The organism is Comamonas sp. 7D-2, assembly GCF_022749555.1.
In the GTDB taxonomy this organism is placed as follows: Bacteria; Pseudomonadota; Gammaproteobacteria; order Burkholderiales; family Burkholderiaceae_C; genus Comamonas; species Comamonas thiooxydans.
The window spans coordinates 1,151,299-1,165,833 of the sequence record NZ_CP094238.1 but is presented as its reverse complement, the minus strand read 5'-3'; the positions used below and the strand labels follow the sequence as shown (position 1 = coordinate 1,165,833).

Annotated in this window: 14 protein-coding genes; all 14 read right to left on the bottom strand. The window is 61.0% G+C overall.

Features of this window, described 5'->3' with window-relative positions:
* Positions 1 to 87 precede the first annotated feature (87 nt).
* The 14 genes from MPZ60_RS05255 to MPZ60_RS05190 all read right to left on the bottom strand — a co-directional run bounded on the left by MPZ60_RS05255 (position 88) and on the right by MPZ60_RS05190 (position 14,473).
* Positions 88 to 1,872, bottom strand: coding sequence for an ABC transporter ATP-binding protein/permease (locus tag MPZ60_RS05255; protein WP_034353383.1), 1,785 nt, complete (start codon positions 1,870 to 1,872; stop codon positions 88 to 90).
* A 193-nt stretch (positions 1,873 to 2,065) separates the two neighbouring features.
* On the bottom strand, positions 2,066 to 3,160 hold the full coding sequence (nagZ, locus tag MPZ60_RS05250) for a beta-N-acetylhexosaminidase (protein ID WP_034353380.1): 1,095 nt from the start codon (positions 3,158 to 3,160) through the stop codon (positions 2,066 to 2,068).
* A gap of 56 nt (positions 3,161 to 3,216) precedes the next feature.
* On the bottom strand, positions 3,217 to 3,612 hold the full coding sequence (gene acpS, locus MPZ60_RS05245; protein ID WP_034353377.1) for a holo-ACP synthase: 396 nt from the start codon (positions 3,610 to 3,612) through the stop codon (positions 3,217 to 3,219).
* Positions 3,613 to 3,677: 65 nt separating this feature from the next.
* Complete coding sequence (locus tag MPZ60_RS05240) at positions 3,678 to 4,451, bottom strand: pyridoxine 5'-phosphate synthase (protein ID WP_034353375.1); 774 nt, start codon at positions 4,449 to 4,451, stop codon at positions 3,678 to 3,680.
* Positions 4,448 to 5,224 (bottom strand): DNA repair protein RecO, encoded by a 777-nt coding sequence (gene recO / locus MPZ60_RS05235; protein ID WP_034353373.1) that lies wholly within the window; start codon positions 5,222 to 5,224, stop codon positions 4,448 to 4,450. Before recO ends, MPZ60_RS05240 begins: the two co-directional genes overlap by 4 nt.
* Before the next feature lie 91 nt (positions 5,225 to 5,315).
* A complete protein-coding gene (gene era / locus MPZ60_RS05230) occupies positions 5,316 to 6,419 on the bottom strand; it encodes a GTPase Era (RefSeq protein WP_122974417.1) in 1,104 nt (367 codons plus the stop codon).
* On the bottom strand, positions 6,416 to 7,099 hold the full coding sequence (gene rnc / locus MPZ60_RS05225) for a ribonuclease III (protein WP_003057967.1): 684 nt from the start codon (positions 7,097 to 7,099) through the stop codon (positions 6,416 to 6,418). The genes era and rnc overlap by 4 nt, the downstream gene beginning before the upstream one ends.
* 9 nt (positions 7,100 to 7,108) lie before the next feature.
* On the bottom strand, positions 7,109 to 7,459 hold the full coding sequence (locus MPZ60_RS05220; protein WP_034353371.1) for a DUF4845 domain-containing protein: 351 nt from the start codon (positions 7,457 to 7,459) through the stop codon (positions 7,109 to 7,111).
* Between the two features lie 72 nt (positions 7,460 to 7,531).
* Positions 7,532 to 8,509, bottom strand: coding sequence for a signal peptidase I (lepB, locus tag MPZ60_RS05215; RefSeq protein ID WP_034353368.1), 978 nt, complete (start codon positions 8,507 to 8,509; stop codon positions 7,532 to 7,534).
* Positions 8,509 to 10,317 carry a translation elongation factor 4 gene (gene lepA, locus MPZ60_RS05210; RefSeq protein ID WP_034353366.1) on the bottom strand — a complete coding sequence of 603 codons (1,809 nt, stop codon included), beginning with the start codon at positions 10,315 to 10,317 and terminating at the stop codon, positions 8,509 to 8,511. Before lepA ends, lepB begins: the two co-directional genes overlap by 1 nt.
* A gap of 429 nt (positions 10,318 to 10,746) precedes the next feature.
* A complete protein-coding gene (locus MPZ60_RS05205) occupies positions 10,747 to 12,246 on the bottom strand; it encodes a DegQ family serine endoprotease (RefSeq protein WP_034353363.1) in 1,500 nt (499 codons plus the stop codon).
* 260 nt (positions 12,247 to 12,506) lie between these two features.
* Positions 12,507 to 13,295: a sigma-E factor negative regulatory protein gene (locus tag MPZ60_RS05200; RefSeq protein WP_034353462.1), complete on the bottom strand. Its 789-nt coding sequence runs from the start codon at positions 13,293 to 13,295 to the stop codon at positions 12,507 to 12,509.
* 27 nt (positions 13,296 to 13,322) lie between these two features.
* Positions 13,323 to 13,952: an RNA polymerase sigma factor RpoE gene (gene rpoE, locus MPZ60_RS05195; protein WP_003064186.1), complete on the bottom strand. Its 630-nt coding sequence runs from the start codon at positions 13,950 to 13,952 to the stop codon at positions 13,323 to 13,325.
* Positions 13,953 to 13,990: 38 nt separating this feature from the next.
* A complete protein-coding gene (locus tag MPZ60_RS05190) occupies positions 13,991 to 14,473 on the bottom strand; it encodes a hypothetical protein (RefSeq protein WP_034353360.1) in 483 nt (160 codons plus the stop codon).
* Positions 14,474 to 14,535: the final 62 nt, after the last annotated feature.

Genomic DNA, 14,535 nt, shown 5'->3' with positions numbered 1-14,535 from the left:
ATGCACATCATCCCACGAGAAAGTCGCTCCCAGAGCCTCCCATGCCTGCACCGTGGTTGAGACTGCTTGTCCCCGAACCTGCCTGCTTCAGCGGCTCCCGGGCAGGTCGGCCTCCCGGATCCCTTGCTGCGGCTGCAGCAGCCAGCGGGCCGTGTGGAACTCCGTCACGCTGTCGCGGTGCGCCACCGAAACCAGTGCCCCGCCTCTGCCCTGCACCAGTTGCACCAGCCGGCTGTAGATCTGCGCTTCGGCGGCATTGTCCAGCGCGCTCGTGGCCTCGTCCGCAAACACCCAGGCCGGACGCTTGAGCAAGACCCGCGCCACGGACAGCCGCTGCTGCTCGCCTCCCGACAGGCTGCTGTTCCAGGCCGCCTGGCTGTCCAGCCGCTCCTGCAGCTGCGGCAGCTGCGCTTCACGCAAGACCTGTTTGAGCTCAGCGTCGCTGTAGCTTGCCGCTGGCTCCGGATAGGCCAGGGCATCTCGCAGGCTGCCGTCGGGAAAATAAGGGCGCTGAGGAATGAACATCGCGTCCTGCGGGCGCTCCACCCGACCTCGCGCATAGGGCCAGATGCCAGCAAACGCCCGCAGCAAGGTGGACTTGCCGCTGCCCGAAGGCCCGCTGATCAACAGCCTCTGGCCCGGGCGTATCCGGAGGCTAGCATCCGTCACGATGCGACCGCCTGCGGGCAGGAAAACATCGAGCGCCTGGGTCTGTAACTGGGCAGACGGCACGAGCTGCACACCGGCCTGGCTGTCCTCCTCCTCCTCACGCAGGCTCTCGTCAAATCCCGCCAGGCGCGCAGTCGTGGCCCGCCAGGCAGCGATATCGGAGTAGTTGTTGACGATCCAGCTCAGCGAGTCCTGCACCTGATTGAAGGCCGAGCCTATCTGCATCAGCTGACCCAGCTGGATGGCGCCGCTGAAAAAACGCGGTGCCGCAATGATGAAGGGAAAGACCACGGCCGCCTGGCCGAAGAAATTGGTAAACCAGCTCAGGCTCTTCTGCTTCTTGATCAGGTCCAGGTAGTTGCCCAGGGCGTCGCCGAAACGCAGGCCGATCTGCGCCCCCTCCACACGCTCGCCACCGTCCAGGGCGATCGCCTCGGCATGCTCGCGCACACGGATCATGTGATGGCGGAAGTTGGCCTCCAGTTGCTGCTGGCGGTTATTGAGTCGGACCTGTGGTTTGCCGATCCAGAAGGTGATTGCACTGCCGACCAGACAATACAGCACGGCCATCCAGACCATAAAACCGGAAATCTGCAGCTGCCCGCCGCCGAGCAGTGCCGGCAGACCGATATCGACGACGGAACTCAGACTCCAGAGAATGCCGACGAAGCTCACAAAGGTGACGGCCGCATTCAGCAGCCCCATGGAAAGCGACACGGTATAGGTGGTGAACAGATTCAGGTCCTCCTGAATCCGCTGATCGGGGTTGTCGAGAGCCTTGGCATTGCCGTCCACGCCATAGCGCCCCAGCTCCAGCCGGTAGAACGCCTTGGCCGACAGCCAGCGCTGCAACATGTGCTCGGTCAGCCAGCGCCGCCAGTTGAGCTGCAGCAACTGCGTCAGATAGAACTTGTAGACCGCGATGACGATATACACCAGGGCCAGCCAGAGAAAGCGCCATAGCTGCTGCCAGAACACCTCGGCCTGCTTGTTCTGCAATGCGTCATAGAACACCCGGTTCCATTCATTGATCTGCACCAGCATGAACACCGCGGCGAGATTGAGGCCCACGATGGCGGCCAGCAGCCCCCAGGCCCGCCATTTCTCCTCGGACTGGAAATAGGGCCGGGTCAGGGTAAAGGCCTGGCGCAGCACGCCCGGCCGGTGTTTGCGGGACTCAGGTCCCGGGCTCTTGGAATTCATGCAGGCTTTCGGTGATTCATGAACAAAGGCGCAGCGGCGATGCTGCTGCCAGGCTCCTGAGCTCACCCTAAGCCGGTTAACTGAGGCCAGACTTAAATGCCGGCAGCCGCCCTGCCCGGCCTTCGAAAGGCATAAAAAAATCCGCTGCCCTTGCGTCAAAGGCAGCGGATGGCGGGGCCGGGAAAGTCCTGATCTAGGGCAGCAGATCCAGCGCCTGCAGATAGGCAGGCTGGCGCATCAGATCGTCCCAGGCTTGGGGTTCGGTATCGGGCAGCAGCGAGACACGGCGCGATTCGGAGTCGATATCGGGCACCCAGCGGCCGTCGCGCAGCGCGGCATCCATGCCGTCCAGCAACTCGTCCACATGCTCGCCCAGACCCAGGCTCTGGTTGCACAGCAGCACCATGTCGCAGCCCGCATTCAGGGCCGTCAACGCGGCGTCGGTGTAGCTGATGAGTGCGCCGTCGATGCGGCGCGCGCCCTCCATGCTGAGGTCGTCGCTGAAGATGGCTCCGTCATAGCGCAGACGGGCGCGCAGGATGTCCTTGAGCCATTTCTCGCTGAAGCCTGCCGGGCGCTTGTCCACCTTGGGATAGATCACATGGGCCGGCATGACGGCCGTGAGCACGCTGGACAGCCAGGGATAGGGGGCAGCGTCTTCGTCGAGGATGGCCGTCAGGCTGCGCTTGTCGACGGGAATATCCACGTGCGAGTCGGCCTTCACAAAGCCATGGCCGGGAAAATGCTTGCCGCAATTGCCCATGCCGGCCTGCAGCAGCCCCTGCATCAGGCTCCTGGCCAGTGTGGCCACCACGCGCGGGTCGCGGTGAAAGCTGCGATCGCCGATGACCGAGGATTCGCCATAGTCCAGGTCCAGCACGGGCGTGAAGCTGAAATCCACGCCGCAGGCGCGCAGCTCCGTGCCCAGCACATAGCCGGCGGCCGTGGCGGCGTTCATGGCCCGCATGGCACCGCTGCCTTCGCGGTATTTCCGGCCCTTGCCACCGTCATCCATCCACATCTCGCCAAAGGCGCGCATGGGCGGCAGATGCGTGAAGCCATCGGTGCGAAAGCGCTGCACGCGACCGCCCTCGTGGTCCACGCTGATCAGCAGATCGGGCTTGACGGCCTTGATATCGGCACACAGCTGAACCAATGCGCTACGGTCCTGCCAGTTGCGCTTGAAGAGAATGATGCCGCCCACCAGCGGATGGGCCAGGCGCGCGCGGTCCACATCAGTCAGCGATGTGCCGGCAATATCAATGATCAGAGGTGCATGCATGCTCATGATTTATATATTTCTATAGCTTCCAGCGCTTATATATCAAGCACCAGAGGCTAATTTCACTCTTTTCTTTCGACGACACAAAAGCTGGCCGCGTAGTCGGACTCGTCGGTGACGGACAGGTGCGCCGTCAGATTGTTTCTCTCAAACCACTCCTTGAGTTCGCCATGCAGACGAATCGCAGGCTGGCCGCTGGGCAGTTTGATGACTTCGCAATGACGCCAGGTCATGGGCATGACCATGCCCATTCCCACGGCCTTGCTGAACGCCTCCTTGGCCGAGAAGCGCGTGGCCATATAGCGGATGCCGCGTTCGGGCCAGCGCTCGCTGCGTGCCTTCCAGGTCGCCAGCTCGCCATCGGCCAGAATCTTGCGGGCAAAGCGCTCGCCATGCTTTTCCAGGCTTGCGCGTATGCGGCGCACATCGCAGATATCGGTGCCGATGCCGTAAATCATCCATGGTTCCTTTAAAGAGAAAAAGACCTCAAACGCTTACCTACAAAGCGCTGGCAGCTATCTTTTCAGGAATTTTTACCTGCCATGCCGGCGTCGATGCAGGCCTGATAGGCCTTGACGGTCTCGGCATAGCCCAGCTCCAGTGCATCGGCAATCAGGGCGTGGCCGATGGAGACTTCGGCCAGACCCGGCACCCGGGCCACAAAGGCGGCCAGATTGTCGCGATTGAGGTCATGGCCGGCATTGATGCCCAGGCCCGCATCCAGCGCGGCCTGCGCGGCTCTGGCATAAGTTTGCAGTTGTTGCTCCTGCTCGGCCTGGCCCCAGTTGGCAGCAAAAGGCTCGGTGTAGAGCTCCACGCGGTCGGCACCGACGGCCTTGGCCGCCGCCATCTGCTCGGGGATGGGGTCCATGAACAGGCTCACGCGCACGCCCAGGGCCTTGCACTCGGCAATCAACGGCTGAAGGCGTTCGGCATCCTGGGGAAAGCTCCAGCCATGGTCACTGGTGAACTGGTCTTCGCTGTCGGGTACGAACGTGGCCTGATGCGGGCGCGTCTGGCGGATGAAGTCCATCAGGTTCTGCGTGGGATTGCCCTCGATATTGAACTCGGCGCCAGGCCAGCTCTTGAGCAGCTCGTGCAGCTCGAAGACATCCTGCGCGCGGATATGACGCTCGTCGGGACGCGGGTGGATGGTGATGCCCTGCGCTCCGGCCTCCAGGCAGATCTGCGCCGCACGCGTCACCGAGGGAATGCCCAGATGGCGGGTATTGCGCAGCAGCGCCACCTTGTTGACATTGACCGAAAGCGCGGTGCGAGGGGAGGCAGAGGTATTCATAGCGATTGCAGATCCATCATCAGCTGGCGGGTGCGCAGCATGGTTGAGCCGCAATGGTATTGCAGAAGATGGCGCAATTGCGGCTTCAGGGCCTGGGCCACCTCCGGCTCGGCCAGCGCGTTCAGGGTTCTCGGAAATGGCTGCTCGGCCTGCAGCGCCAGCTCTATGGCCTGCCACTGCTGGCCGCTCAGCGCCGCGCGCTCGTAGCCGGCGGCCTGGCGCAGGCCGCCGTCGGCCACCAGGGTGTAACGCAAAACACTGTTGAGCTGGCTGAGCGTTGCGCTTTCCTGCCTCAGATCGGGCAGATGGCCGAGTTCGCGCAGCAGCACCAGCTCGAAGGCGCGCAGCACGGGTTCGATGGCCTCGGTCGTACCGCCATGCTGGCCAGCCAGCACACGCACCACACCGGCATAGATATCGAACAGCGCCGTATAAGGGTCGTCGCGCGCCAGCAGGCGCAGCAGCAGCTCGTTCAGATACATGCCCGACCACAGCGCATCGCCCTGGGGCATGACATGGCCGCCCACCCATTCCGCCCCCTTCAGGCTATGAATCTCGGCATTGCCCTCTGCTCCCAGCGTGTAGCTGAGCTTGAGCGGCTGCAGCGGCAGCAGCACGGGGCGAAAGTTGGAGGTATGGCGCTTGACGCCCTTGGCCGCAAGCGCCACGCGCCCGCGATGACGTGTGAACACCTCCAGAATCAGGCTGGATTCGCTCCAGTCGTACTGGTGCAGGATGTATGCGGGTTCGTCGCCGACGCGTTTGGCTGCCACGGAAGGAGTCAGATAAAAGAAAAGGCCTCAGCAGAGGCCTTGGTCCGGAAATGATAGCTTGAGGCGCAGCATTCACGGCGCCGCAAGGCCATCACTCGTAGCCGAAGGATTTGACCCGGGCCTCATCGTCGGCCCAGCCGGACTTGACCTTGACCCAGACTTCGAGGAACACCTTGGCATTGAGCAGCTTTTCGAGCTCCTGACGGGTTTCGGTGGAGATGCGCTTGAGGCGCTCGCCGCCCTGACCGATCACCATGGCCTTGTGACCGTCGCGCTCGACCACGATGGTGGCTGCAATGCGCATGAAGCGACCGAACTTGGGGCTGGGCTCTTCCTCGAACTTGTCGATGACAACTGTCGAGGTATAGGGCAGCTCGTCGCCCGTGAAACGGAACAGCTTCTCGCGCAGAGTCTCGGAAGCCAGGAATTTCTCGCTACGGTCGGTCAGTTCGTCCTCGCCGTAGAACCAGGGCTGCTGCGGCAGGTATTTGGCGCAAATGCCATACATGCGCTCGATATCCTTTTTGTTCTTGGCCGACATGGGTACGAACTCGGCAAAAGGATGGCGCTCCTGCATGTCGCGCAGCCAGGGCGCTATCTCGGCACGGCGACCCACGGTGTCGAGCTTGTTGGCGATCAGGAGCGTGGGAATGCCGGGCTTGAACAGGCTCAGCACCTTGGCATCGGCCAGCGTGAAGCTGCCTGCCTCCACCACGAACAGGATCAGGTCCACATCGCCGATCGCGCCCATCACGGTCTTGTTGAGCGACTTGTTCAGGGCGGTGGAATGCTTGGTCTGGAAACCGGGGGTATCTACAAAGACGAACTGGGTCTCGTCCTTGGTGCGGATGCCGGTGATGCGGTGGCGCGTGGTCTGGGCCTTGCGCGACGTGATGGAGATCTTCTGGCCTACCAGCGCGTTCATCAGCGTGGACTTGCCCACATTGGGCTTGCCGACGATGGCGATCAGGCCGCAGCGCTGCTCTTCGGGCGCGTAGACGCGGGCCGGAGCCTCCTCTTCCTGGTCGCGGATGGCAGTCGGCGTGCTGCCGGGCTTGGCAGCGGCCAGCATGGCGCTGATGTAGTCCAGGCTCGGGTCGCTGATATCGGTAGTCACAGACTTTGGACCTTTTGGGCCCTTGGCTTTTTCTGCACCTGCGGTGCCCGCTATCTTTTTCTTAGCAGCATCGGTCATGGATTTTTGGCTTTCACTTTTTCCAGCAAGGCAGCGGCGGCTGCCTGCTCGCCCATGCGACGGGATGCTCCCGAGCCCTGGGCGCTGATATTCCATTCGGCAATCGTGCACTCGACCTTGAAGGTCTGCTTGTGCGCCGCGCCACTGATTTCCACCACATGGTATTGCGGCAGCTTCATGCGCTTGCCCTGTAGCAATTCCTGCAGTGCGGTCTTGGGGTCTTTGTCGGCCGCACGCATATGGGGGTTGATGTCCACTCCCTCGAAGAGGTGATGAACGACTTTCTCGCCTGCGGCAAAGCCGGCATCGAGGTAGACGGCACCGATCAGCGCCTCCACGGCATCGGCCAGGATGGAGGGACGCTGCTTGCCACCGGACTTGGCCTCACCTTCGCCCAGACGCAGCAGATCGGGCAGCTGCAACTTCAGCGCAATCTTGTGCAGCGTGCCTTCCTTGACGAGATTGGCGCGAACGCGCGAGAGATCGCCTTCGGGCATGGAGGCCAGCTTGGCATAGAGCAAGCTGGAGATGGCCAGACTCAGCACCGAGTCGCCCAGAAACTCCAGTCGCTCGTTGTTGTCGGCCGAAAAGCTGCGGTGCGTGATGGCACGCTGCAGCAGCGCCGGGTTGGCAAATTGATGTTGCAGCCTTTGCTGCAGAGCGACTAGAGCAGGTTCCACCTGAAAGGTCTATTTCTTGAAACGGTAAACAAGGTAGGCAGGGCCTGCCAGATGAATCTCACGGGAATACTCGAAGCCCACGACGATCTTGTCGTTGACCTTGGTCACGTTCAGATCGCTGCCGGAGATGGACTTGAAGTCGTCAATGGAGGCCGAACGATCGAAGCTGGCCTTGACTTCGGCAACGGTACTGCCTTCAGCGGCGGCCTTGTTGGCCGCCTTGGTGATGGCCTGGTACTCCAGGAAGACGGGCACCGATTGTGCGCCAATTGCGGCAACCGCCACGATGATGGCCACGAGAAACACCAGACCGATGAAGGACAGACCACGCTGCCTGGAGCGCGATGCCAGATTTTTCATGCTTTTCCCCTCTCAAGCCGGGCATGTTCCTGCCCGTGTATCCCAGAAAAATGACGAAACGATTGCCGACGCTCAGTGGAAACGGCCGATACGGCTCAGATCACCGAAGTTCATCCAGACAAAAAAGGCCTTGCCCACGATGTTCTGGTCCGGCACAAAGCCCCAGTAGCGCGAATCCAGCGAGTTGTCGCGGTTGTCGCCCATCATGAAGTAATAGCCTTCGGGCACCTTGCAGGTCACGCCTTCCACGCTGTAGCGGCAGTTTTCCTTGTACTCGAAGTTGCTCGCCCCCTGGATGAAGGCCGGCACATCGTTGTTGACGATGGAGCGGTGCGGCTGCTCGCCCAGGGTTTCCTCGAACTGCTTGAAGTAACGCATCACGTCGCGGTCCAGAAAGTCCGGCAGCTCGCGGGTGGGCAGCTCCTTACCATTGATGCTCAGGCGCTTGTTGATATAGGCCACCTCATCGCCGGGCACGCCCACCACACGCTTGATGTAGTCCAGCGTGGGCTGGGGGGGGTAGCGGAACACCATCACATCGCCACGCTGGGGCTTGTTGCCTTCGGTGATCTTCTTGTTGATCACGGGCAGACGGATGCCGTAGGTGAACTTGTTGACCAGGATCAGGTCGCCCACCATCAGCGTCGGAATCATGGAGCCCGAGGGAATCTTGAACGGCTCGAACAGGAAGGAACGCAGTACGAAGACGATGGCGATCACCGGGAACAGACCGGCAGTCCAGTCCAGCCACCAGGGTTGCATGAGAATGCGACCTTTGGCGTCTTCGGAGACTTCGATGTCAGTCTTGGCAATGCCCATGCGGTCCAGCTCGGCGCGGCGCTCGACGGCAGCCTGCTCCAGCGCGGTCGCAGCCGCCCGGCGCCGTGGCCAGAAGTAAAAGCGTTCGGCCAGCCAGTACACACCGGTCACCACGGTTGCCAGAAACAGCAGCAATGCGAAGTTGCCATCGATGGAGCCGGTGTACCAGGCCGCGATATAGCCTACAAAGGCCGCCAGGATGGCGGCCGTGATCCACTGCATGACTTGCATCAATCCTCCACTTGCAGAATGGCCAGGAAGGCTTCCTGCGGCACTTCCACCGAACCGATCTGCTTCATACGCTTCTTGCCGGCCTTCTGCTTTTCGAGCAGCTTGCGCTTACGCGTGATGTCGCCGCCGTAGCACTTGGCCAGCACGTTCTTGCGCATGGCCTTGACGGTCTCACGCGCAATGATGTTGGCGCCGATGGCGGCCTGAATGGCCACGTCGAACATCTGGCGGCTGATGATCTCGCGCATCTTCGCCACCACGGCACGGCCGCGGTAAACAGACTGCGAGCGGTGGACGATGATGGACAGGGCGTCGACCTTCTCGCCGTTGAGCAGAATGTCGACCTTCACCACGTCGGATGCGCGATATTCCTTGAACTCATAGTCCATGGAGGCGTAGCCGCGCGAGACGCTCTTGAGCTTGTCGAAGAAGTCCAGCACGATTTCGCCCAGAGGCATCTCGTAGGTCAGCATGACCTGACGGCCGTGGTATTGCATATTCATCTGCACGCCACGCTTCTGGTTGGCCAGAGTCATCACCGGACCCACATAGTCTTGCGGCATGTAGAGGTGCACGGTCACGATGGGCTCGCGGATCTCCTGGATGCGGCCGATGTCGGGCATCTTGGACGGATTTTCCACGTCGATCAGCTCGCCATCGCCCTTGATCACCTGGTAGACCACGCTGGGTGCCGTGGTGATCAGGTCCTGGTCGAACTCACGCTCCAGGCGCTCCTGCACGATTTCCATGTGCAGCAGACCCAGGAAGCCGCAGCGGAAGCCAAAGCCCAAAGCCTGCGAGACTTCGGGCTCGAACTGCAGCGCCGCATCGTTGAGCTGCAGCTTTTCCAGCGCATCACGCAACTGGTCGTATTCAGAGGCTTCGGTGGGGTACAGACCTGCGAAAACCTGGGGCTTGACTTCCTTGAAGCCCGGCAGAGGCTTCTCGGCAGGACCCAGGTTGTTGGGCAGCTTTTTTTCCAGCGTGATGGTGTCGCCCACCTTGGCGGCCTTCAACTCCTTGATGCCGGCAATGATGTAACCCACCTCGCCGGCCCTGAGCATGTCGCGTGGCTGGTTGGCCGGGGTGAACACGCCGATGTTGTTGGCTTCATAGGCAGCGCCGCTGGCCATCATCTTGAAGCGCTCATTCTTCTTGAGCTCACCATCGACCACGCGCACCAGCATCACGACGCCCACATAGGGGTCGAACCAGCTGTCCACGATCATGGCACGCAGCGGGCCATCGGGATTGCCCTTGGGAGCTGGCACCTTGGCCACGATAGCTTCCAGGATCTCGTCTATGCCCATGCCGGTCTTGGCCGAGCAGGGAATGGCATCGCTGGCATCGATACCGATCACGTCCTCGATCTCGGCCTTGGCATTGTCGGGGTCGGCCTGAGGCAGGTCCATCTTGTTGAGGACGGCGAATACCTCCACGCCCAGGTCCAGCGCGGTGTAGCAGTTGGCCACGGTCTGGGCTTCCACGCCCTGGGAGGCATCGACCACCAGCAGACCGCCTTCGCAGGCCGACAGCGAGCGCGAGACTTCGTAGGAGAAGTCCACGTGGCCGGGGGTGTCGATCAGGTTCAGGTTGTAGACCTTGCCATCCTTGGCCTTGTACTGCAGGGCGGCGGTCTGGGCCTTGATGGTGATGCCGCGCTCTTTCTCGATGTCCATCGAGTCCAGCACCTGGGCTTCCATATCGCGGTCGGCAAGGCCTCCGCAGCGCTGGATCAGGCGGTCCGCCAGAGTGGACTTGCCATGGTCAATGTGCGCAATGATGGAGAAATTACGGATGTGATTCATCAACGAGAAAGACAGCTTTGGAATTGAAAAAAGTGGCCTGCAGCAGCAAGAAAAAAGGGCGCGTCCCTCAAGCGGCGCGCCCTTAACCAACAATCTCTGGCAACTGCGATAGTTGGGACTTTATTGTAGGCAAAACTGGCCGCAAGCCAAGACCCAGCAAGGCTTGACAAGTTTCGGTTTGTGATTTTCAAATTCATTTATCAACAAATTATCCACAAACCAGAAAACACCGTTTAGCCATCAGCAGCCGGAGATTGCAAAGGCTTTTGCACCGCTTGAAAACCGCCTGTCAGCGTGATTTTTTGCGTCCAACCACCATGCATTTGCGTGGGATTCTACCCAATGGCATAGGGGCACTGACAGGCTGAGGGCTTGTTGTCATTTCAGATCACGAAATGGCAACAAGCCCATGCAGGCTTTTCGCCACATTTATTTGGCAGGGCGAATCAGCACATACTGCGCCCAGTCACCACGACGCACCAGCACATTGACGGGTTTGGACTTGTCGGCCTTGGCCCAGGCAGCCTCGAAGCTCTTGAGATCGGAGACTTCCACATTCGCCAATTGCAGAATCACATCGCCTTCACGCAGGCCGGCACGGGCTGCGGCATCCACCGCAGCCGACACGCGCACGCCGCCCTTGATGGCCAGCTCCTTCTTCTGTGCAGACGTCAGCTCGCTCAGCGTCAGGCCTAGAGCCTTGTTCTCCAGCGTACCGGATGGAGTCTTGCCTGCACCACTGTTGCCTGCCTTGGTCTTGGCAGATTCGTCGGAAGGTACTTCGGCAATCACCATGCTCAGTTCCTTGAGCTTGCCGCGGCGCAGCACGGTAATGGTGCTCTTGGTGCCGGGCTTGGTATTGCCCACGAGACGCGGCAGATCGGAGACCTTCTCGATGGCCTTGCCATCGAACTTGGTGATCACGTCGCCCGCCTCCACGCCGGCCTTTGCGGCAGGCGAGTCCGGCTCGACGGCCGACACCAGAGCGCCCTCGGGCTTGCCAAGGCCGATGGACTCGGCCACATCCTTGGTCACGGGGCCGATCTGCACACCGATACGGCCGCGCGTGACCTTGCCGGTGGCACGCAGCTGATCGCTGACACGGATCGCTTCATCCACGGGAATTGCAAAGCTGATGCCCATGAAGCCGCCCGAGCGCGAGTAGATCTGGCTGTTGATCCCCACCACCTCGCCGCGCATATTGATCAGCGGACCGCCCGAGTTGCCAGGATTGATGGCCACATCGGTCTGGATGAAGGGCAGATAGTCGCCGGTATCGCGCTGCTTGGCCGAGACAATGCCGGCTGTGACCGAATTTTCGAGTCCGAAGGGCGAGCCAATCGCCATGACCCACTCGCCCACGCGCAGCTTGCTCACATCGCCGATCTTGACTGCGGGGAGCCCTTTGGCATCAATCTTGACGACAGCCACATCGGTGCGCTTGTCCGCGCCGACTATTTTTGCCTTGAACTCGCGCTTGTCCGTCAGCGTGACAATGACTTCATCGGCACCATCGACCACATGGGCATTGGTCATCACATAGCCGTCAGCCGTGAGGATGAAGCCCGATCCCACGCCACGTGGCTGCTCTTCCTCGGACTGACCGCCCTTGGGCGAGCGCTGACGCGGCACATTGGGCACGGGAAGGCCGAAGCGGCGGAAGAACTCCAGCATGTCTTCATCCATGCCCAGAGCTTCGGCGCTGTTGTTGGAGACCTTCTCCAGCGTACGGATGTTGACCACCGAAGGGCCGACCTGATCGACAAGATCCGTGAAGTCCGGCAGCCCGCGCGCCGTTGCAGCACTTTGGGCATGAGCAGCAGTAACCGGCAGCATGCCTCCTGCGGCCAGGGCCGCGATCGCCATCGAACTGGCAATGGCTGTAGCCGAAACACGGGATTTGAGCGTCATCCAGGATGGTGTGCGCATCGTTTTTATTCCTTGTTCGAGTCGTCGGACAGAACGGGCCGCCAAATCAGACCCATGAGAGAAAACAGGTGAGAGCATTGAAGCGCATTCTGGCAAAAGCCGCCATCAACTGAAAGCGCTCCGGTCCCTGAAATCGGGCGCAGATCAAACAGTATCTGCACCCAACTGATCCTAAATCAATAGCTGCGTACGCAAGCTGCATAAAAGCTTAGGCCTGAAAACCCTGCATTTCAGGCCTAAGACTGCTGTGCGGAGAAGCATCAATGACGGGTAGCCGTGGCAAAGCTTGCATTGCGCAAAAAGCTGGCAGGCATCTGCAGATTGGGCACGCTGCTTTGCTGGGGGTGAGAAGCCAGCAACTCGTCCAGACGCGGATCACGCAGCATCACGGTCTGGCCGTTGGGACCAGCAACTGCCACCACGGTGGAGGACTGGGCTTCCGAACCCAGAGGCATGGCAGTCTCTTCACCACCCGAAACGGGCTGGCTCAAGCCCAATGATGCGGCAGGCGCAGCGGCCACTACGACATTCGGGCTGAGAGCAGCGAGCTGCGCCCCACCCTGGCGACCGTACAGCCCCCCCGAGCCCGCGATCATGACCCCCCAGCCAACGGCGGCCACGGCAGCAACCGAGGCAAAGCCGGCAGCCATTTTCCAGCGAAAGACCGATGCATTGGCCGCCTGACGTGCAGGCAGGCTGACCACGGTTGCGCCGTTGCCCAGCGCCTGGCCTCGCTCCTCGGCAGCTGTGATCTGCTCCAGACCGCCCAAGCTCAATGAGCTGGCCGCATCTGCGGTCACACCGGGCAGATGAATGCCGCGGATCGGCTCGCGCTCCATATGGGCGCGCACGCCGCTCAAAATATCGTGCTGACTGTGATGTGCCAACTCGGGAGAACGCAGCACATCGCCAATCAGGTGGTACATGGCCCAGGACTGCTGGCCTTCGTCGCTTTCCGCATAGGAGAGCACAGCCTGCATCTGGACCGAGGAAGCCTCGCCATCCACCAGTGCCGACAACTGTTCCTGCTTGATCAGATCGTCATTCATGAAGTTCACCTGCTCGTCTTGCCTGTACTACCAACGCTTTCCACCCTGGCGCTCCAGCAAGGGCTTGACCCTGGCCGAAATCGCCTCGCGTGCCCGAAAGATGCGCGAGCGCACCGTGCCTATGGGACAGTCCATCGCCTGCGCGATTTCCTCATAGCTGAGCCCCTCGATTTCACGCAGCGTGACCGCCTGGCGCAAATCCTCGGGCAAAGCCTCCATGGCGGCATTGACGGCTTCGGCAATTTCACGCGCCGCCAACACTGTTTCCGGGGTTTCCTGAGTCGTTAGTTCCTGTCTGTGAACAGAAGTTTCATCCTCATCGTCCCCAGTGTGTAACGCGCTCTCCGTCATCACCGGCGAGCGATGCATTTCCATCAAGGCCTTCTTGGCCGTATTGACGGCAATGCGGTACAGCCAGGTGTAGAACTGTGCCTCGCCTCGGAACTGGTGCAAGGCCTTATAGGCGCGAATGAAGGTTTCCTGCGTGATGTCAGGCACCAGATCGACATCGCGCACCATGCGACCCACCAGACGTTCGATGCGACGCTGGTATTTGATGACCAGCAACTCAAAAGCCCGTGTGTCGCCAGCATTGGCTCGTTCGACCAGAGCCAGATCGCTGTCGGCAGAGGGAGTGGGAAAATCGGGAGGTGTCATGAAAGGCCAAGCGGCGTGCTGCCATAACCGGCGAGGGCCTAGCCCTGCTCTGCCAGCGGCACGATGGAGGAATATACCGCACGCCGCAAGTCTCCCCACTGCTCGGGGCTGTGTCGTTGAGACAGGAAAATCCATAGCAGCTTGCGCCTGCCGCCCTTGGCCCTGAACACCAAAACATCCGAAACACTGATCCAAAGCCAGCTGCCACCATCAAGTCCCACCGCCAGCCGCACAGGAAGTGACCGAGCGGTTGACAGGTTTTCGGCCTCCAGCAACCAATACTCTCCATTCCAGAGCAGATGTCCTTGCGGCCAGTTGCGCCACTGTTCGCAAAGCAGCACGGCTGCCAGGATCGAGGCCGGTAAAGCCAACAGCACCTGCAACCAGCCCGACTGGACTTGCAGGCACCATACCAGCAGAGCCATCAGCAAGACCATCCCGGTCAGCAGCAGCAGTCCTCCGGCCCAGCCAGGCCGGACGAAGATATAGGCAACGGCTGGAGCATGGTAGCGGGCACTCATGGGCCGACCATGTGCGAAAAACCGGCTGCCGCAAAGCTAGGGAAAGCACGATCAAGCCGCAC